This window comes from Pseudomonas sp. NEEL19, from assembly GCF_028751975.1.
GTDB lineage: Bacteria > Pseudomonadota > Gammaproteobacteria > Pseudomonadales > Pseudomonadaceae > Aquipseudomonas > Aquipseudomonas juntendi.
In genome coordinates, this window is record NZ_CP081491.1 from 5,058,989 (window position 1) to 5,076,542 (window position 17,554).

A 17,554-nucleotide genomic window follows, 5' to 3' on the forward strand; every position below is an offset into this window, starting at 1 on the left:
CCAGGACCTACACTGCCATCGGCGCTGTCATCGGCGCATGATGCTCATAGCCTTCCAGCCAGAAATCACTCGGCTCGATCTTCTCCAGCCACTCGGGCTCGTACTTGCCCGTTTCGGCAAACGCCGGCACCCGGTCACTGATCACCAGCTTCGGCGCTTCCAGCGGCTCGCGCTTGAGCTGCTCGTTGAGCATGTCCAGGTGGTTTTCATACACGTGGGCATCGCCGATAAAGTAGGTGAACCAGCGCGGGGTGTACCCGGTCAGGCGGCCGAACAGGGCCAGCAGCGCCGCACCTTCGGTAAGGTTGAACGGTGTCCCCAGGCCCAGGTCGTTGGAACGGATGTAAAGCGTCAGGGAAATTTCCCTGGTCTCGACATTCGGATGGAACTGGTACAGCAGGTGGCACGGCGGCAGCGCCATCTCGTCGAGCTGCGCGCAGTTCCAGCCGTGGAACAGGATGCGCCGGCTGCCCGGGTCGTTGGCGATGGTGTCCAGGCACTGGCGCACCTGATCGATAGCCTTGTACAGGATGACGAAGGCGACACCGTCTTCCTCGTCCTGGGCGATGCGGCGGAAGCCCGCCTGCTCGGCCATGGCGATAGCGGCGGGGTTGCCCAGCGGGATGCGCTTGTAGCCAGGCCACTGGCGCCATTGCACGCCATAGATTTCACCCAAGTCATCATGGCCCTGGCGGAACGGGTTGGCCAACCACTGGGCGTTTTCGTTGGCATTCTGGTCCCACACCTTGCAGCCCAGCTCGCGGAACTCACCGGCGTTCTTCACGCCGCGCAGGAAGCCGACCATCTCGCCGATCGCCGACTTGAACGCCAGCTTGCGCGTGGTAATGGCCGGGAAGCCCTTCTGCAGGTCGAAACGCAGCATCGCACCCGGCAGGCTGATGGTGCGGATGCCGGTGCGGTTGCCCTGCAGCGTGCCGTTTTCGATAACGTCGCGGACCAGGTCCAGATACTGTTTCATGGCTTACCTGTAGCAGATACGGCAGGGGGATCGCCCCTGCCGTGGGATTAATCAGGCGGGATTCGCCGTGGGCTTGCGATTATAAGCCCACCAGATCAGGCCGAGGCCAGCGAGGATCATCGGCACGCAGAGAATCTGACCCATGGTCAGCCAGCCCCACGCCAGATAGCCCAGCTGGGCGTCCGGTACGCGAACGAACTCGACGATGAAACGGAAAATGCCGTAGAACAGTGCGAACATGCCGGACACGGCCATGGTCGGCCGCGGCTTGCGCGAGAACAGCCAGAGGATCACGAACAGAGCCACGCCTTCCAGCGCAAATTGATAGAGCTGCGACGGGTGGCGCGGCAGTTGCGCGGGGTCGCTGAAGGGCGGGAAGATCATCGCCCACGGCACGTCGGTCGGCTTGCCCCACAATTCGGCGTTGATGAAGTTGCCGATACGCCCGGCGCCCAGGCCGATCGGCACCAGCGGCGCGACGAAGTCCATCAGCTCGAAGAACGACTTGTTGTTGCGCTTGCCGAACCACAGGGCTGCCAGCATCACCCCAATGAAGCCGCCGTGGAACGACATGCCACCCTTCCACACCTCGAAGATCAAGGTCGGGTTGGCCAGGTAGGCGTGCAGGTCGTAGAACAGCACGTAGCCCAGGCGGCCACCGACGATTACCCCCATCGACAGCCAGAACACCAGGTCGGAGAGCTTTTCACGGGTCCAGGTCGGGTCGAAACGGTTCAGCCTACGCGAGGCCAGCAACCAGGCGCCACCGATGCCGATCAGGTACATCAGGCCGTACCAGTGAATTTTCAGCGGGCCAATGGCCACGGCCACGGGGTCTATCTGCGGGTAAGGCAGCATGGAACTTCCTCTCGATTCAAATCAAAAAGCTGAGGCCAACACAGAACAGCAGGGCTGCGAACAGGCGTTTCAACAGGCGCGGCGACAGCTTGTGCGCCAGGCGCGCGCCAAAGCGGGCGAAAAACATGCTGGTCACGGCAATGCCGACCAGCGCCGGCAGGTACACGTAACCCATGCTGTGGGGCGGCAAGTGCTGCTCATGCCAACCTAGCAGCATGAAGCTCAAGGCACTGGCCATGGCGATCGGCAGGCCGCAGGCAGAAGATGTGGCCACTGCCTGTTGCATGGGCAGGCTGCGCGAGGTCAGGAAAGGCACGGTCAGCGAGCCACCCCCAATGCCGAAAATGGCCGAGGCCCAACCGATCACCCCACCCGCGCCGACCAGCACAGGCTTGCCAGGCACACCATGGCTGGCCTTGGGCTTGAGGTCCAGGGCCATTTGCGCGGCGATGACCAGGGCGAAGACACCAATGATCTTTTGCAGGAGCGGGCCCTGGATCAGCGAGGCGGTCTTGGCGCCGACACCGGCCCCCAGGAGGATGCCCAGGGTCATCCAGGCGAATATCGGCCATTGCACCGCGCCCTTGCGGTGGTGTTCGAGCACGGCGTTGATCGAGGTGAACACGATGGTCGCCAACGACGTACCCACCGCCAGGTGGGTCAGTACCGAGGCGTCGAAACCCTGCAGGGTGAAGCTGAACACCAGCACCGGCACGATGATGATGCCGCCGCCCACGCCGAACAGCCCCGCCAGCACGCCGGCACAGGCGCCCAACAGCAGATAGAGCACGAATTCCATTCGGCATCCCCGAGAAATCAATCCGGCATGGTAACGGAAGCCGGGTTCGAGGCTCTAGTGAAGTCTGTGTCAGGATGGATCCTGCCCGCAGCTGTGGGTACAGTGGCAGAAAACACAGAGGCCTGACCGATGTGCCTGATCGTATTCGCCTGGCGGCCGGGGCACGCCCTACCGCTGATCGTCGCGGCCAACCGCGACGAATTCTACGCCCGCCCTGCCCAGGCCCTGGCGGCCTGGGAGGATGCGCCCGGGGTGCATGCCGGGCGGGACCTGGAGGCCGGTGGCACCTGGCTGGGCGTGGGTCCACGGGGGCGCTTTGCGGCGCTGACCAATATCCGTGACCCGCGGCAGGCGCAGGGGCCCCGCTCGCGCGGCGAGCTGGTGGCGGGGTATCTACGGGGTGAGCTGGGGGTTGAGGCTTACCTGGACGAGGTGGCCAGCCGTAGCGGGCAGTATTCGGGGTTCAACCTGCTGGTGGGTGATGGGCGCCAGCTGGGTTACCTGCATGGCCCAGACGTGGCGCCGCGCCTGCTGGAAGCCGGGGTGTACGGGCTGTCCAATGCCGGGCTGGATACCCCATGGCCGAAACTGGTGAAGGCCCGAAGCGGGCTGCAGAGGTTACTGGAAAGGCCGGAGCCGCCACAGTTGCTGGCGCTGCTGGCCGATGGCGAGCCTGCAACTGACGGTGAGCTACCGGACACAGGCGTGGGCATGGCGACCGAGAAGCTGCTGTCGAGTGTCTTTATTGCCAGCCAGAGTTATGGGACACGCGCGAGTACTGTGCTGATTGTGGATGATCAGGGCAGAAGGCGCCTGATCGAGCGCAGTTTCGGGCCGTTTGGTGGGCACCTGGGGGAAGTTGAGCTGTCGATCTGAACAGCGCCTTCGTGGGAGCGGGCGTGCCCGCGAAGAGGCCCGAACAGGCAACACCCCCCTTACAGGGTTTTATTGGCCCCAGGCCCGATCATCCGCGCCAGCCCCAGGTTTTTCAGCGCCAGCTGCAACGAGCTGTGGATAACCTGCGGGTTGTCGTGGCTCAAGGCTTCGACCAGCAGCTCCTTGGCCTTGCCCATGTTCACCTGGCGTAGCATCCACTTCACCTTGGGCAGGTTGGTGGCGTTCATCGACAGGCTGTCGAAGCCCATCGCCATCAACAGGATCGCTGCCGCGGGGTCACCCGCCATCTCGCCGCAGATGCTGACCGGTTTGCCCTCGCCATGGGCATCACGCACCACGGTGTTCAGCGCCTGCAGCACCGCCGGGTGCAAGTAGTCGTACAGGTCGGCGACCCGTGGGTTGTTGCGGTCCACGGCCAGCAGGTACTGGGTGAGGTCGTTGGAACCGACCGACAGGAAATCTACCTGCCGCGCCAGCTCCTTGGTCTGGTACACCGCCGCAGGGATCTCCACCATGACGCCAACCGGCGGCATCGGCACGTCGGTGCCTTCGTCGCGCACCTCGCCCCAGGCCCGGTGAATCAGGTGCAGCGCCTCTTCCAGCTCGTGAATACCGGAAATCATCGGCAACAGGATGCGCAGGTTGTTCAGGCCTTCGCTGGCTTTGAGCATGGCGCGGGTCTGCACCAGGAAGATTTCCGGGTGGTCGAGGGTCACCCGAATGCCGCGCCAGCCAAGGAACGGGTTGTCTTCCTTGATCGGGAAATACGACAGCGCCTTGTCACCACCAATATCGAGGGTGCGCATGGTCACCGGCAGCGGGTGGAAGGCCGCCAACTGCTCACGGTAGATGGCCAGCTGCTCTTTTTCGCTGGGGAAGCGCTGGTTGATCATGAACGGCACTTCGGTGCGGTACAGGCCCACCCCTTCGGCACCGCGTTGCTGGGCCCGGGCCACATCGGCCAGCAAGCCGGTATTGACCCACAACGGCATGCGGTGGCCGTCGGGGGTGATGCAGGGCAGCTCGCGCAGGGCATCCAGGCCCTGGGCCAACTGGCGCTCTTCCTCGACCACGTCGCTGTACTGCTTGCGCAGCACTTCGCTCGGGTTGGTGAACACCTCGCCCTTGTAACCGTCGACGATCAGCTCGATGCCGTCGACCTTGGAGTACGGCAGGTCGACCAGGCCCATCACCGTGGGGATACCCATGGCACGGGCCAAGATGGCAACGTGGGAGTTGCCCGACCCCAGTACCGACACCAGGCCGACCAGCTTGCCTTCCGGCACTTCGCCGAGCATTGCCGGGGTCAGCTCCTCACTGACCAGGATAGTGTTGTCGGCGTAGACCAGCGACTGCGAGCGGGCCTCTTGCAGGTAGGCCAGCAAACGCCGGCCCAGGTCCTTCACGTCGGAGGCACGCTCGCGCAGGTAGTCGTCGTCCATCAGCTCGAAGCGGTTGACGTGCTCGCCGACCACCTGGCGCAGGGCGCCCTGGGCCCATTGGCCGGTCTTGATGACCGCGGTCACCTCGCCGCCCAGCGCTGCGTCTTCGAGCATCATCAGGTACACATCGAATAGGGCGCGCTCTTCCGGGCGCAGCTGCGTCGCCAGTTTGGCCGACAGCTTGCGCATGTCTTCGCGCACGCCTTCAAGGGCGTTTTCGAACAGCTTGAGCTCGGCGTCGATGTCATCGACGGCCTTGTCGGGCACCACTTCGAGGTCGGCAGGCGGCAACATGACCACGGCACGCCCTACGGCAGCGCCTGGCGAGCCAGGCACGCCGACGAAACGTGCTTCCTGAATGCCCTTGCCCTGCCGGCCCAGGCCACGGATCGAGCCGGTGGCCTCGGCGTGGGCGATAACCCCGGCAAGCTGGGCGCTCATGGTGACCAGGAACGCTTCTTCGCCCTCGTCGAACTGGCGGCGCTCCTTCTGCTGAATCACCAGTACCCCGACCACGCGGCGGTGGTGAATGATCGGTGCACCCAGGAACGAGGCGAATCGCTCTTCGCCAGTTTCGGCAAAGTAGCGGTAACGCGGGTGGTCGGCGGCGTTTTCCAGGTTCAGCGGCTCTTCGCGGGTACCGACCAGGCCGACCAGGCCTTCGTTGGGCGCCATGCTGACCTTGCCGATGGAGCGTTTGTTCAGGCCTTCGGTGGCCATCAGCACGAAGCGATTGGTTTCCGGGTCAAGCAGGTACACCGAGCAGACCTGGCTGCCCATGGCCTCCTTGACGCGCAAGACAATGATCCCCAACGCCGACTTGAGATCTTTGGCGGAGTTTACTTCCTGGACGATCTTGCGCAGCGTATTGAGCATGGCTCGGGGTCGAACTCCGTCGTCAGTCGCGCGTCAGAAGACGCGGTGCTAGCTCTTTCAGGGCGCGCCGGTATACCTCGCGCTTGAATGTCACAACCTGGCCCAGCGGGTACCAATAGCTCACCCAACGCCAGCCGTCGAACTCCGGCTTGCCGGTGAGGTCCATTCTTACCCGTTGTTCGTTGCTGACCAGGCGCAGCAGGAACCACTTCTGCTTCTGGCCGATGCACAGCGGCTGGCTGTGGGTCCGCACCAGGCGCTGCGGTAAACGATAACGCAACCAGCCACGGGTGCAGGCAAGAATTTCCACATCATCGCGTTCAAGGCCAACTTCTTCGTTCAGCTCGCGGTACAGGGCATCTTCCGGCGTTTCGTCAGGGTTGATACCACCCTGGGGAAATTGCCAGGCATCCTGGTTGATCCGTCGAGCCCATAGCACCTGCCCGGCATCATTCGTGAGAATGATCCCGACATTGGGGCGAAAACCATCCGGGTCGATCACGGCAGCAACCTCGCAAACGCATGTCACCGCATTGTTCCACAAAGCTTGCGAGCGCAGCAACGCGCCCGCCACGCTTATGTGCCGCGGCGTGAAAACTCCTTGTTCGGTGAAGGCAAGGTGATGCAGGCAAGCGTTGGCCGCTGCTTAGTCAGACTGGCTTGGCGCCCATCAGCCCGGCAATGGACAGCAGGCAGACGCCACTGAACACCGCCAGCGCCAAGGTGAAGCGCAACCCTACCGGCTCGGCCTTGCGCAGCCGGTTCAGCCGCACCAGCAGCCACCACACGGCAAACGCACCAAGCGTATAGATGACGCTGGACGCCAGCACCCAGGTCTGCCCCAGCGGCCAACCGACCAGGTGCACCAGCCACCAGCCGGTGAACGGCATGCTTACCAGGCACAGCACCATTACCAGCCACACGAACACCAGCGGCCGGCGCAGCAGCTTGGCATAGGCCTGCGCATCGCCCTGGCGGCGGGCGCGCACGGTCCACACCGCCAGGCCCAGGGCACCCAGCAGCAGGAGTGCGGTGGCGATGATGTGCAGCGTTTTCAGGGTGGTCAGATGTTCCATGTGTGCGTTGTCCTTGAGCAGGCCTTCAGCCCAGCTTAGCCGCTCAGCCGAGGAACAGCTTGTAAGCCGGGTTCTCGGTTTCGTCCCAGTAGGGGTAACCAATCTTGGCCAGTGCCGCTGGCACCAGGTGACGCTCGTCTTCCGGCACCTGCAGGCCCGCCACCACACGCCCGTCTGCCGCGCCGTGGTTACGGTAGTGGAACATCGAGATATTCCAGCGCCCACCCAGCTTGTCGAGGAAATTGAACAGCGCCCCCGGCCGTTCCGGGAACTCGAAGCGCAGCACCATTTCATCGCTGGCGCCAGCCGAGTGGCCGCCGACCATATGACGAATGTGCAACTTGGCCAGCTCGTTGTCGGTCAGGTCCGTTACCGGGAAGCCCTGCTCGCTCAAGTGCTGCACCAAGGCTGCGCGCGGGTCGTTTTCCGGGTGGGTCTGCACGCCCACGAAGATATGCGCCTCGTCCGAGGTGTGCTTGCGGTAGTTGAACTCGGTGATCTGGCGTTTGCCAATCGCCTGGCAGAACGCCTTGAAGCTGCCCGGGCGTTCAGGAATGGTAACGGCGATGATCGCCTCGCGCTTTTCACCCAGTTCGGCACGCTCGGCCACATGGCGCAAGCGGTCGAAATTGACATTGGCGCCGGAGTCGATTGCCACCAGGGTCTGGCCGGTCACGCCGTACAGTTCGACATAACGCTTGATGCCCGCCACACCCAACGCGCCGGCCGGTTCGGTGATCGAGCGGGTATCGTCGTAGATATCCTTGATTGCGGCGCAGATTTCATCGGTGCTGACCGTGACCACTTCATCCACATGGTGGCGGCAGATATCGAAGGTGTGCTGGCCGATCTGCGCCACCGCCACGCCGTCGGCGAACAGCCCGACCTGCGGCAGCACCACGCGCTCACCCGCGGCCATGGCCGCCTGCAGGCAGTTGGAGTCATCCGGTTCTACACCAATGACCTTGATTTCCGGACGCAGGTACTTCACGTAGGCGGCAATACCGGCGATCAGGCCACCGCCGCCCACCGGCACGAAGATCGCGTCCAGCTGGCCAGGGTGCTGGCGCAGGATTTCCATGGCCACGGTGCCCTGCCCGGCGATGGTGTGCGGGTCATCGTAAGGGTGGACATAGACCAGGCCCTTTTCATCGACCAGCTTCAGCGAATAGGCCAGCGCCTCGGGGAACGAGTCGCCATGCAGCACCACCTTGCCGCCACGCGAGCGCACGCCTTCGACCTTGATCTCCGGGGTGGTCTTGGGCATCACGATGGTGGCCTTGATGCCCATTTCGCGCGCGGCCAGGGCCAGGCCCTGGGCGTGGTTGCCGGCCGAGGCAGTGACCACGCCGCGCGCCAGTTCTTCCGGGGTCAGCTGGGCCAGCTTGTTGTACGCCCCGCGGATCTTGAACGAGAACACCGGCTGCAGGTCTTCGCGCTTGAGCAGAATCTGGTTGCCCAGGCGCTTGCTCAGTTGCCCGGCGCTCTGCAACGGGGTTTCGACGGCAACGTCATAGACGCGCGAGGTGAGGATCTTCTTGACGTACTGTTCGAGCATCGGGAAAGCATCACTGGGCCGCGGGACAAGGGCTGGAAGTCTACCCCAGCGCTACGTCGGGCGACCACAGCAAAGCCGTGCGAGCCGTTATACTAGGCAACTTTGAAACCGCCCTGCCCCTTCCGGAGCCCGCATGACCCAGGACCAACTCAAACAGGCCGTCGCCCAGGCCGCTGTCGACTTCATTCTGCCGAAGCTGGATGAAAAGAGCGTCGTCGGCGTCGGTACCGGTTCGACCGCCAACTTCTTCATCGATGCCCTGGCTCAGCACAAGACCGCCTTCGACGGTGCCGTCGCCAGCTCCGAGGCCACGGCCCAGCGCCTGAAGGGGCATGGTATTGCGGTGTACGAACTGAACAGCGTCAGCGAGCTGGAGTTCTACGTGGACGGCGCCGATGAAAGCGACGCGCACCTGAACCTGATCAAGGGCGGCGGCGCAGCCCTGACCCGCGAGAAGATCGTTGCAGCAGTGGCCAAGACCTTCATCTGCATCGCCGATGCCAGCAAGCTGGTGCCGGTGCTGGGCGCCTTCCCACTGCCGGTCGAGGTGATCCCGATGGCCCGCAGCCACGTGGCCCGCCAACTGGTCAAGCTGGGCGGCGACCCGGTGTACCGCGAGGGTGTGGTGACCGACAACGGCAATGTGATCCTCGATGTGTACAACCTGCAGATCACCAACCCGGTGGAGCTGGAAGCACAGATCAACGCCATTGTTGGCGTGGTGACCAACGGCCTGTTCGCGGCGCGGCCGGCGGACCTGCTGTTGCTGGGTACTGCTGAAGGTGTGAAGAGCCTGACGGCCAATTAAACCGCTTCGCGGGTAAACCCGCTCCTGCAGCGATCGCCACTGGCCTGGAGCCTGGCGAGCTATCTGTGGGAGCGGGTTTACCCGCGAAGGGCCCTGACAGACGATCAGTCAGCCGGCTGCTTGAACACATAGAACAGGTTCGGCTCACTGACCAGATAAAGGGTTCCCGCCTCGTCCATCGCAATCCCCTCCGCCTGCGGTACGGTCGCCTGCAAGCCCTGGTAGCCCTTGCGCAGCGACAGGGTACTCAGCGGCCTGCCCTCGATATCCAGCTCCAGCAACAGCCGCGACTCGTCGGACAATGCCAGCAGGTGCCCACTGCGCTCATCGAACTGCAAGCTCGACAAGTCCCGCACGAACAACCGTGAATCGCGCTTGCGGTCCTGTACTACATGCACGGCATAGGGCTTTTCCGGGTTGTCGTGCGGGAAGCCATGGACCTCGTAGATCAGCATCGGGTCGCGTTCCTTGGCCACGAACAGGCGCTTGCCCGCTGAGTCGTAGGCCAGGCCTTCGAAGCCTTTGTTGCCGTTCAGGCCAATGCCCAGGCTGAGCTGCTCGGCATCGCCGGCATCGAGGAACAACGTGTCGTCGTCCAGGCGCACCCGGATCAGCCGTTGCTGACGCTCGTCGGAAATCACATAGCTGTTTGGCCCGACATACTCCACGGCCTCCGGGTCGCCGAAGCCCGTCAGCGGCACGCGGCGCAGGATGCGCCCGTCCAGCGACAGCTCGATCAACTCCGAACGGGCGTTGGTGACGGTAAACAGGGTCTTGCGGTCAGGGTCGTAGGTCAGCGCCGATATATCGTCGTTCAACCCTTCGATAGGCTGCGCTTCCAGCACCACCCGGTAGCGCTCCAGCCCCATGCTCTGCTCGGCGGGCTGCCACCAGGTCTTGAGGTTGAACCAGGCGCGCTCGTAAAGGCGGAACTCATGCCCGGCCCAGCCGAGCAGGCACAGGCAGACAACGGCTATTACCAGGGACAGACGAACAAAACCACGCATACAGGCAGACTCGGCACAAGGATGGCGAATCTAACCATGAATGACTGAAATAAAGCTTAATGCCAGCATCCGAAAAAGCGGATTGTTGGCTCAGGGTTTTCTAAAGCGATAGAACAATGCCGGCTCACTGACCATGTACAGGTTGCCCTGGTCGTCCATCGCCACACCCTCGGCCCGCGGGATGGTGCCCTGCAGGCCGTTGAACCCGCCGAGCAAAGTCATGAAGCTGACCTGCTGCCCCTGCTGGTCCAGCTCCAGCAGCATGTTGGAGTCGGCCGACAATACCAACAGGTGGCCTGTACGCGGGTCGACACCCAGCGCCGAGAGGTTGCGCAAGTCGAGCTGATCGCTTGGCAGCGGCTGCTTGTCGCCCTTGAGCTGGCTGCGGCCATCGGTGTTCCAGGTGTACAGCTTGGGCGGGCGCTCCTCGCCGATGACCAGGCGCTGGTGCAGCGGGTCCCAGGCGACGGCCTCGAAGCCTTTGTTGCTTTTCACCGACTGCCCCAGGTCATAGCTTTTGAAGTCGGCGTGGTTGAGCACCGCCGTGTGCCCGTCCACCTTGACCAGGGTCAGGTCATGCAGGCGCTCGTCGGTGATGGCCAGGTAACCGTCTTCCAGCACGGCAACGCCTTCCGGGTTGTTCCAGCCGTTGAGCGGGATCTTGCGCAGCACATCGCCGTCCAGGCTCAGTTCGACCAGGAACGGGTTCTTGCCCATGACCGCGAACAGCGTCCGGGTCTGCGGGTTGAACGCCACATCCGACGCTTCGTCATCGTCCATGCCCGGCAGCGGCTTGGCATCGATGTCTACCTGGTAATCCGGCAGCCATACGCTTTCGCTGCGCTCGGCGCGGCTTTCAAAGCCTTCCTTCAACCATAGCGCACCACGGTCATCCCAGTGCATCGCCATGGCCACGCCGTAGCCAATCACCGCCGCCACCGCCAGGCCAAAGGGCCAGCGCAGGTAGAAACGACGCTTGGGGGTTGCCGGGGCGTTGGTGGGTGATGGCATGCAGGGGTCCTGAAGCAGTGGGCGTAGATGCGCGCATTATCCGCATTGGGTGTGAAAAAAACGCCAAATCCTGCCTGGACACGCATTCTTTGTGGGAGCGGCCTTGTGTCGCGAAAGGGGTGCGAAGCGCCCCCGGGATTCATGCGTCAAGCACCTATTGCCGGGGCCGCTCTGCGGCCCTTTCGCGACGCAAGGCCGCTCCCACAGGGCTCAGAGCACCCGGCTTTCGAAGCGGCTGACACCCGGCAGCTCCAGCACGAGCTCGTCACCGACATTGAACGGCCCCACGCCCGCCGGGGTGCCGGTGAGGATCACATCCCCCGCCAGCAGCGAAAAATGCGCGGCCATGTGCTGAATCATCGGCACGATCGGGTTGAGCATCATTGCGCTGTTGCCGTCCTGGCGTACTTCGCCGTTCACCGTCAGCCGTACCGGGATGTCGGTCACGTCCGGGAAGCTGGCAGCCGAGACGAACGGCGGCAGTACGCAGGCACCGTCGAAGCTCTTGGCCAGCTCCCATGGCAGGCCTTTTTCCTTCAGTTTGGCCTGCACGTCGCGCAGGGTCAGGTCCAGGGCCGGGGCGTAGCCGGATATGGCGTCCAGCACCTCTTCCTCGCTGGGGTGCGTGGACAGTGACTTGCCCAGCAACACGGCGATTTCTGCCTCGTAATGCACCGATCCGCGCTCGGTCGGGATCTTGAAGCCGCCTTGCGCGGCGACCACGCAACTGCCGGGCTTGATGAACAGCAGCGGTTCGCTGGGGATCGGGTTGTCCAGTTCCTTGGCGTGTTCGGCATAGTTACGGCCAATGCATACCACCTTGCCCAACGGGAAGTGGATGCGCGTGCCGTCTACGTACTGGTGCTGGTAACTCATGGCCGACTCCTTTGCATGCTGCTTTTTATTCAGGAGCGAAGATCTTACCCGGATTCATGATGCCGTTAGGGTCGAACACGGCCTTTATCGCCTTCATGCAGGCAATTTCTTCGGCCGAACGGCTGTAGCCCAGGTAGTCGCGCTTGGTCATGCCTACGCCGTGCTCGGCAGAGATCGAGCCGTTGTAGCGTTCGACGATCTCGAACACCCACTTGTTGACCTTGGCGCACGAGGCAAAGAACGCGTCTTTGTCCATGTGCTCGGGCTTGAGGATGTTCAGGTGCAGGTTGCCATCGCCGATATGGCCGTACCACACCACTTCGTAATCCGGGTAATGCTCGGCCACGATGGCATCGATATCGCGCAGAAACGCCGGCACTTTCGAGACCGTGACTGAAATATCGTTCTTGTACGGGGTCCAGTGCGAGATGGTTTCCGACAGGTACTCACGCAGCTTCCACAGGTTTTTCAGCTGGGTTTCGCTCTGGCTCATCACCCCGTCCAGTACCCAGCCCTGCTCGACGCAATGCTCGAAGGTGGCCAGTGCCTGGTTGGCGACTGCCTCGGTGCTGGCCTCGAACTCCAGCAGCGCATAAAAGGGGCAGTCGGTGGCGAATGGCGCCGGCACATCACCACGCGCAAGGATCCTGGCCAGGCCCTTGTCCGAGAAAAATTCGAAGGCCGTGAGGTCGAGCCCGCCCTGGAAGGCGTGCAGCACCGGCATGATCGAGTCGAAGTCCGGCGTGCCCAGCACCATGGCGGTGAGGTTGCGCGGGGCGCGGTCCAGGCGCATGGTGGCTTCCACCACGAAACCCAGCGTGCCTTCGGCGCCAATGAACAGCTGGCGCAGGTCATAGCCGGTGGCGTTCTTGATCAGGTCCTTGTTCAGCTGCAGCAACTCGCCCTTGCCCGTCACCACCTTCAGCCCGGCCACCCAATTGCGGGTCATGCCGTAGCGGATCACCTTGATGCCGCCGGCATTGGTGCCGATGTTGCCGCCTATCTGGCTGGAACCGCTGGAAGCGAAGTCTACCGGGTAATACAGGCCCTGCGCTTCGGCGTAGCTTTGCAACTGGCGGGTGACCACCCCGGGCTGGCAAACCACCGTGCGGTCGAAGGCATTGAAGTCGAGAATCCGGTTCATGTTGTCGAAGGCCACCACGACTTCGCCATTGGCCGCAACGGCCCCCGCGGAGAGCCCGGTGCGCCCACCCGACGGCACCAGCGCCACCCTGTGCGCATTGGCCCAGCGGACAATGGCCTGCACCTGCTCGATGGTCTTGGGCAGCACGATGGCGCTGGGCGCCGGTGCATAGTGCTTGGTCCAGTCCTTGCCATAGGCGTCGAGGGATGCCGGGTCGGTCAGGACCTTGCCAGGGTCGACAAGGGTCATCAGTTCTTCAATTGCAGCGGGGTGGGTCATCGCTGGAACTCTCGACTTATTCATAGTCACCCTGAGCACTCTTCACCTGTCGGGATAAGCTCAGATTGTGTCGCGTATGCTAGCATAGCGCTCCCGCTGTTCATGCTAAGGCCGCCCTCGCGCCTGGCATCACCCCTCGCCATTTTTTCTCCGGGATACAGGTTTACGCAGATGAGCAAGACTTCTCTCGACAAGAGCAAGATCCGGTTCCTTCTTCTTGAAGGTGTGCACCAGAACGCGGTCGATACCCTCAAGGCCGCCGGCTACACCAACATCGAATACCTCACTGGTTCGTTGCCGGAAGCCGAGCTGAAGGAAAAGATCGCCGATGCCCACTTTATTGGCATCCGTTCGCGCACCCAGCTCACCGAAGAGATCTTCGACTGCGCCAAGAAACTGGTCGCCGTTGGCTGCTTTTGCATCGGCACCAACCAGGTGGACCTGGAAGCTGCCCGCGAGCGCGGTATCGCCGTGTTCAACGCGCCCTACTCCAACACCCGCTCGGTCGCCGAGCTGGTACTGGCCGAAGCGATCCTGCTGCTGCGTGGTATCCCAGAGAAAAACGCCTCCTGCCACCGTGGCGGCTGGATCAAGAGCGCAGCCAACTCGTTCGAGATTCGCGGCAAGAAACTCGGCATCGTCGGCTACGGCTCGATCGGTACCCAGCTGTCGGTCCTGGCCGAAAACCTGGGCATGCAGGTCTACTTCTACGACCCGCTGACCAAGCTGCCACTGGGCAACGCCGTACAGGTCACCAGCCTGCACGAACTGCTGGGCCTGGCCGACATCGTCTCGCTGCACGTGCCTGAGCTGCCCTCCACCCAGTGGATGATCGGCGAGAAGGAAATCCGCTCGATGAAGAAGGGCGCGATCCTGATCAACGCCGCCCGTGGCACCGTGGTCGAGCTGGACCACCTGGCCGCCGCCATCAAGGACAAGCACCTGATCGGCGCTGCCATCGACGTGTTCCCGGTCGAGCCACGCTCCAACGACGAAGAATTCGAGAGCCCGCTGCGCGGCCTGGACAACGTGATCCTCACCCCGCACATCGGTGGTTCCACTGCCGAAGCCCAGGCCAACATCGGCCTGGAAGTGGCCGAGAAGCTGGTCAAGTACAGCGATAACGGTACTTCGGTGTCTTCGGTCAACTTCCCTGAGGTGGCACTGCCAGCGCACCCAGGCAAGCACCGCCTGCTGCACATTCACGAAAACATCCCGGGCGTACTCAGCGAGATCAACAAGGTATTCGCCGAGAACGGTATCAACATCTCCGGTCAGTTCCTGCAGACCAACGAGAAAGTCGGTTACGTGGTAATCGACGTAGACGCCGAGTACTCCGACCTGGCGCAAGAAAAACTTCAACAGGTCAAAGGCACCATCCGTTCCCGCGTACTGTTCTGAGTTTGCGTGCAGCATGAAAAAGGGAGGCCCTGGTGGCCTCCCTTTTTTTTTGCCGGTGGAAGCGGCGTCGCCCGCTCTCACAGGATCACCGCAAACCCGAAGCTTGCGGCCCCCCCTGTGGGAGCGGGCGAGCCCGCGAAAAGCCCAACACCTATTTCACGTCGACAGTAATCTTCTGCGACTCGACGCTCGGCTTGAACGGCACGTGATACTGGTCACCCAGCACCAGTTGCAGGGTGTGCTTGCCCGGGGTCAGGGTAATGCTGGTTTCGGTCTGTGCCTTGCCAAAATGCAGCACCTGCGGCCCGGCTGGCAGTGCGGTGCCGGCCTCTGGCATCAGGCTGGTCGGCAGCGGCATGTCGGCGACGGGCTCTTTGTCCACATCCACCAGCAAGTGGTGGTGGCCGGTGTGTGGGGTCTGGTCGCCGGCAGGCTTCAGGCCCATGCCTTCAATGCCGAACTTGACGGTAAAGGTCTTGTCGACGGTGGCACCATCGGCGGGGGAAACGATGAAGACCTTGGCATCCTTGGGCGGCTCCTGGCTCTTCAGGGCGTCTGCGGCACTGGCCAACACCGACGCTCCCATCAGTAAACCGGCAACGGCAGCACGCGAAAATAGGCTGTTCATTCACTTCTCCTGTGATTCACTCATTGACCGCAGCTTGTCATCCAACAGCGGCGGTAGTTCACCTTAGTTGAAATATGCGCCAAGGTGTTCACGTTGCCTGACAGAAAAATTTAAGTCAGGGTTAAACAATGCCGAGGCGCCAAGGTCTTAGGCTGCGTTCGATCATGGCGAGGAATAAAGCCGTGACGAAAGTTATTCACCTGTAAAAGAAAAAGGGGCCTTCAATGCGTTCAACCATAGGGGTACTGCTGGCAGTACTGATCAGTCCATTGGCCCAGGCGGAGCTGATCGACGAAATCGCCGACCGGGGCGAACTGCGCATTGCCGTACAAGCCGACAACCCGCCTTATGCGTTCAAGCAAGACGAGCGGCTGAGCGGTTTCGATGTGGAATTTGGCCAGGACCTGGCCCGCGAACTCGACCTGCGTGCCGAATTTGTCGAGGCCCCTGCGGACGAGGTACTGCCGGGTGTGGAAAGCGGCAAGTATGATGTCGCGCTGACCCCAGCGAGCGAAGCACTCAAGAGTGACGGGCCGCTTGACGCGAGCCTGCCGTTTGGCGAGAAGAAACTGGTGATCCCGTTCCAGAAGGACAACCCGGCGTTTGAAAGTGCTTTGAACAATGCGCTGCAGCGGTTGAAGGACAGTGGCCGCACGGCCGAGCTGGAACAGAAGTGGTTCAAGGGTGTGCAGGAGACTGCGGCCGGGCAATGAGGTTTGTGCGGTCTGTGCCGCCCTCATCGCCGGCAAGCCGGCTCCCACACTCACTCCACAGCCGGCGCAGGGCTACCCCAAGGCCCGCTGCGCCTGGTCCAGCTCCAGCTCACTGAACACCTGCACCCCCGCCCGCCGCAGCAGCGCCGCTGTGACCCCTTCCCCGGCCACCTTCACGCCACTGAACGTGCCGTCATAGGTCAAGCGGTTGCCACATGAAGGGCTGCCCGACTTCAATACCGCCACACCAATGCCATGCCGCCGCACCAGTACGAGCGCCAACTGCGCGCCGGCCAGGAACTGCGCACTGACATCTTCGCCCATGACAGTGATCACCTGTGTGCTGCCGTCGAGCACCTGCCCACCTTGCCCGCCTGGTATCTCCGCGGGTGGCCGAGGGGTCGGCAACCCGCCGGCGACTTCCGGGCACAACGGCACCACGCGGCCTTCGGCCTGCCACTGCTGCAACAAGTGCGGGTGGCCGCTGGTGCGACCGTCATAGCGCACCGGTTGCCCCAGCAGGCAAGCGCTGACCAGCACCCTGGGCAAATCAGAACGGGTCATTGCCACGCCGCCGGAACCAGCCCGTCAACGACAAGCGCTCACGCCCGGCGGGCAGCACTTCGTGAGGCACCTCACCCGACAGGAACACCACCAGGCAACCTGCCAGCGGCTCGACCAGGGGCTCGGCACCGTCGGCCAGGAACATGCGCAGCTGCCCACCATCCTGCGGCTGCCAGTCTTCGTTCAGGTAAAACACCGCCGAGACCATGCGCCGATCGTCGTCACGAAAGCGGTCCAGATGCCGGCGATAAAATGCCCCGGGTGGGTACAGGGCAAAATGGCACTCGAAATCCTGCAGGCCGAGAAACAGGCCCTGGTTGATGGCCAACCGTAACTGGTCCATGGCCGCCAGGTACTGGTCACAAGCCTCGGCCTGGCCAGGGTCGATCCACTGGATCTGGTCGCCGCGAATGGTTTCGCGTACTTCCTGGGCATCACCGCGCCCCACCCCGGCCGGGTTGAGTTCGCCTTCGGCATAACGGCGCCGGCACTCGACCGCCAACGCGCGCGCAAGGTCGACAGGCAGAAACAGCGCCTGTTGGGACCAGCCATGGGTGGCCAGATCGTCAACGACGGCCGCGAGCATCGGGTTTTCGGGGGAAGTATGCATGGCGCGCATCATATCCATTCGCCCTGGC

General features: G+C 62.9%; 18 protein-coding genes. 4 read left to right on the plus strand and 14 right to left on the minus strand.

What is annotated here, in order from left to right; genetic code table 11:
• Positions 1–7: 7 nt before the first annotated feature.
• Genes K4A76_RS22450 through K4A76_RS22460 form a run of 3 tightly spaced genes read right to left on the minus strand, consistent with a single transcriptional unit; the run spans position 8 to position 2,636 of the window.
• Positions 8–979 carry a thymidylate synthase gene (locus K4A76_RS22450; protein ID WP_029887260.1) on the minus strand — a complete coding sequence of 324 codons (972 nt, stop codon included), beginning with the start codon at positions 977–979 and terminating at the stop codon, positions 8–10.
• Positions 980–1,030: 51 nt separating this feature from the next.
• A complete protein-coding gene (gene lgt / locus K4A76_RS22455; protein ID WP_009685084.1) occupies positions 1,031–1,837 on the minus strand; it encodes a prolipoprotein diacylglyceryl transferase in 807 nt (268 codons plus the stop codon).
• A 16-nt stretch (positions 1,838–1,853) separates the two neighbouring features.
• Entirely contained in the window at positions 1,854–2,636 is a 783-nt protein-coding gene (locus tag K4A76_RS22460) for a sulfite exporter TauE/SafE family protein (RefSeq protein WP_274411176.1), read from the minus strand.
• A 129-nt stretch (positions 2,637–2,765) separates the two neighbouring features.
• Between K4A76_RS22460 and K4A76_RS22465 the strand changes: the two genes are divergently transcribed.
• A complete protein-coding gene (locus K4A76_RS22465; protein WP_236166617.1) occupies positions 2,766–3,512 on the plus strand; it encodes an NRDE family protein in 747 nt (248 codons plus the stop codon).
• Between the two features lie 59 nt (positions 3,513–3,571).
• Here K4A76_RS22465 and ptsP read toward each other — a convergent pair whose 3' ends face one another.
• From ptsP to ilvA, 4 genes are all read right to left on the minus strand, one after another.
• Positions 3,572–5,851 (minus strand): phosphoenolpyruvate--protein phosphotransferase, encoded by a 2,280-nt coding sequence (ptsP, locus tag K4A76_RS22470; RefSeq protein WP_009685081.1) that lies wholly within the window; start codon positions 5,849–5,851, stop codon positions 3,572–3,574.
• 22 nt (positions 5,852–5,873) lie between these two features.
• The gene (locus K4A76_RS22475) at positions 5,874–6,353 is read right to left on the minus strand and encodes an RNA pyrophosphohydrolase (protein ID WP_003249017.1); all 480 of its coding nucleotides are present in this window, start codon (positions 6,351–6,353) and stop codon (positions 5,874–5,876) included.
• A gap of 148 nt (positions 6,354–6,501) precedes the next feature.
• A complete protein-coding gene (locus K4A76_RS22480) occupies positions 6,502–6,927 on the minus strand; it encodes a DUF2269 domain-containing protein (RefSeq protein ID WP_009685080.1) in 426 nt (141 codons plus the stop codon).
• Between the two features lie 43 nt (positions 6,928–6,970).
• Positions 6,971–8,485 carry a threonine ammonia-lyase, biosynthetic gene (gene ilvA / locus K4A76_RS22485; RefSeq protein ID WP_009685079.1) on the minus strand — a complete coding sequence of 505 codons (1,515 nt, stop codon included), beginning with the start codon at positions 8,483–8,485 and terminating at the stop codon, positions 6,971–6,973.
• Positions 8,486–8,618: 133 nt separating this feature from the next.
• Here ilvA and rpiA point away from each other — a divergent pair, with 133 nt between their 5' ends.
• A complete protein-coding gene (rpiA, locus tag K4A76_RS22490) occupies positions 8,619–9,293 on the plus strand; it encodes a ribose-5-phosphate isomerase RpiA (protein ID WP_173891478.1) in 675 nt (224 codons plus the stop codon).
• 104 nt (positions 9,294–9,397) lie between these two features.
• Here rpiA and K4A76_RS22495 read toward each other — a convergent pair whose 3' ends face one another.
• The 4 genes from K4A76_RS22495 to K4A76_RS22510 form a co-directional block, all read right to left on the minus strand.
• Positions 9,398–10,300, minus strand: a complete 903-nt coding sequence (locus K4A76_RS22495) for an SdiA-regulated domain-containing protein (RefSeq protein WP_110679523.1) — start codon at positions 10,298–10,300, stop codon at positions 9,398–9,400.
• Between the two features lie 90 nt (positions 10,301–10,390).
• Positions 10,391–11,311, minus strand: coding sequence for an SdiA-regulated domain-containing protein (locus K4A76_RS22500; protein ID WP_274411178.1), 921 nt, complete (start codon positions 11,309–11,311; stop codon positions 10,391–10,393).
• A gap of 210 nt (positions 11,312–11,521) precedes the next feature.
• A complete protein-coding gene (locus K4A76_RS22505; protein WP_009683685.1) occupies positions 11,522–12,187 on the minus strand; it encodes a fumarylacetoacetate hydrolase family protein in 666 nt (221 codons plus the stop codon).
• Between the two features lie 25 nt (positions 12,188–12,212).
• Positions 12,213–13,610: an FAD-binding oxidoreductase gene (locus tag K4A76_RS22510; protein ID WP_029887615.1), complete on the minus strand. Its 1,398-nt coding sequence runs from the start codon at positions 13,608–13,610 to the stop codon at positions 12,213–12,215.
• Between the two features lie 171 nt (positions 13,611–13,781).
• On the opposite strand from K4A76_RS22510, the gene serA reads away from it, so the two are divergent.
• On the plus strand, positions 13,782–15,011 hold the full coding sequence (gene serA / locus K4A76_RS22515) for a phosphoglycerate dehydrogenase (protein WP_009683687.1): 1,230 nt from the start codon (positions 13,782–13,784) through the stop codon (positions 15,009–15,011).
• 151 nt (positions 15,012–15,162) lie between these two features.
• Here the strand turns inward: serA and K4A76_RS22520 are convergent, their stop codons facing one another.
• The gene (locus K4A76_RS22520; protein WP_054905149.1) at positions 15,163–15,639 is read right to left on the minus strand and encodes a DUF4399 domain-containing protein; all 477 of its coding nucleotides are present in this window, start codon (positions 15,637–15,639) and stop codon (positions 15,163–15,165) included.
• A 224-nt stretch (positions 15,640–15,863) separates the two neighbouring features.
• Between K4A76_RS22520 and K4A76_RS22525 the strand changes: the two genes are divergently transcribed.
• The gene (locus tag K4A76_RS22525) at positions 15,864–16,352 is read left to right on the plus strand and encodes a transporter substrate-binding domain-containing protein (RefSeq protein ID WP_054913340.1); all 489 of its coding nucleotides are present in this window, start codon (positions 15,864–15,866) and stop codon (positions 16,350–16,352) included.
• 72 nt (positions 16,353–16,424) lie between these two features.
• Here the strand turns inward: K4A76_RS22525 and K4A76_RS22530 are convergent, their stop codons facing one another.
• Both K4A76_RS22530 and K4A76_RS22535 read right to left on the minus strand, forming a co-directional pair.
• Positions 16,425–16,916, minus strand: coding sequence for a DUF523 domain-containing protein (locus tag K4A76_RS22530; protein ID WP_009683690.1), 492 nt, complete (start codon positions 16,914–16,916; stop codon positions 16,425–16,427).
• Positions 16,903–17,535, minus strand: a complete 633-nt coding sequence (locus tag K4A76_RS22535; protein WP_054913349.1) for a 2OG-Fe(II) oxygenase — start codon at positions 17,533–17,535, stop codon at positions 16,903–16,905. Before K4A76_RS22535 ends, K4A76_RS22530 begins: the two co-directional genes overlap by 14 nt.
• Positions 17,536–17,554 lie beyond the last annotated feature (19 nt).

Coding starts and splice junctions, on each gene's coding strand:
- K4A76_RS22450 (WP_029887260.1), bottom strand. CDS start 979: ATGAAACAGTATCTGGACCTGGTCCGCGACGTTATCGAAAACGGCACG.
- lgt (WP_009685084.1), bottom strand. CDS start 1,837: ATGCTGCCTTACCCGCAGATAGACCCCGTGGCCGTGGCCATTGGCCCG.
- K4A76_RS22460 (WP_274411176.1), bottom strand. CDS start 2,636: ATGGAATTCGTGCTCTATCTGCTGTTGGGCGCCTGTGCCGGCGTGCTG.
- K4A76_RS22465 (WP_236166617.1), top strand. CDS start 2,766: ATGTGCCTGATCGTATTCGCCTGGCGGCCGGGGCACGCCCTACCGCTG.
- ptsP (WP_009685081.1), bottom strand. CDS start 5,851: ATGCTCAATACGCTGCGCAAGATCGTCCAGGAAGTAAACTCCGCCAAA.
- K4A76_RS22480 (WP_009685080.1), bottom strand. CDS start 6,927: ATGGAACATCTGACCACCCTGAAAACGCTGCACATCATCGCCACCGCA.
- ilvA (WP_009685079.1), bottom strand. CDS start 8,485: ATGCTCGAACAGTACGTCAAGAAGATCCTCACCTCGCGCGTCTATGAC.
- rpiA (WP_173891478.1), top strand. CDS start 8,619: ATGACCCAGGACCAACTCAAACAGGCCGTCGCCCAGGCCGCTGTCGAC.
- K4A76_RS22495 (WP_110679523.1), bottom strand. CDS start 10,300: ATGCGTGGTTTTGTTCGTCTGTCCCTGGTAATAGCCGTTGTCTGCCTG.
- K4A76_RS22500 (WP_274411178.1), bottom strand. CDS start 11,311: ATGCCATCACCCACCAACGCCCCGGCAACCCCCAAGCGTCGTTTCTAC.
- K4A76_RS22505 (WP_009683685.1), bottom strand. CDS start 12,187: ATGAGTTACCAGCACCAGTACGTAGACGGCACGCGCATCCACTTCCCG.
- K4A76_RS22510 (WP_029887615.1), bottom strand. CDS start 13,610: ATGACCCACCCCGCTGCAATTGAAGAACTGATGACCCTTGTCGACCCT.
- serA (WP_009683687.1), top strand. CDS start 13,782: ATGAGCAAGACTTCTCTCGACAAGAGCAAGATCCGGTTCCTTCTTCTT.
- K4A76_RS22520 (WP_054905149.1), bottom strand. CDS start 15,639: ATGAACAGCCTATTTTCGCGTGCTGCCGTTGCCGGTTTACTGATGGGA.
- K4A76_RS22525 (WP_054913340.1), top strand. CDS start 15,864: ATGCGTTCAACCATAGGGGTACTGCTGGCAGTACTGATCAGTCCATTG.
- K4A76_RS22530 (WP_009683690.1), bottom strand. CDS start 16,916: ATGACCCGTTCTGATTTGCCCAGGGTGCTGGTCAGCGCTTGCCTGCTG.
- K4A76_RS22535 (WP_054913349.1), bottom strand. CDS start 17,535: ATGCGCGCCATGCATACTTCCCCCGAAAACCCGATGCTCGCGGCCGTC.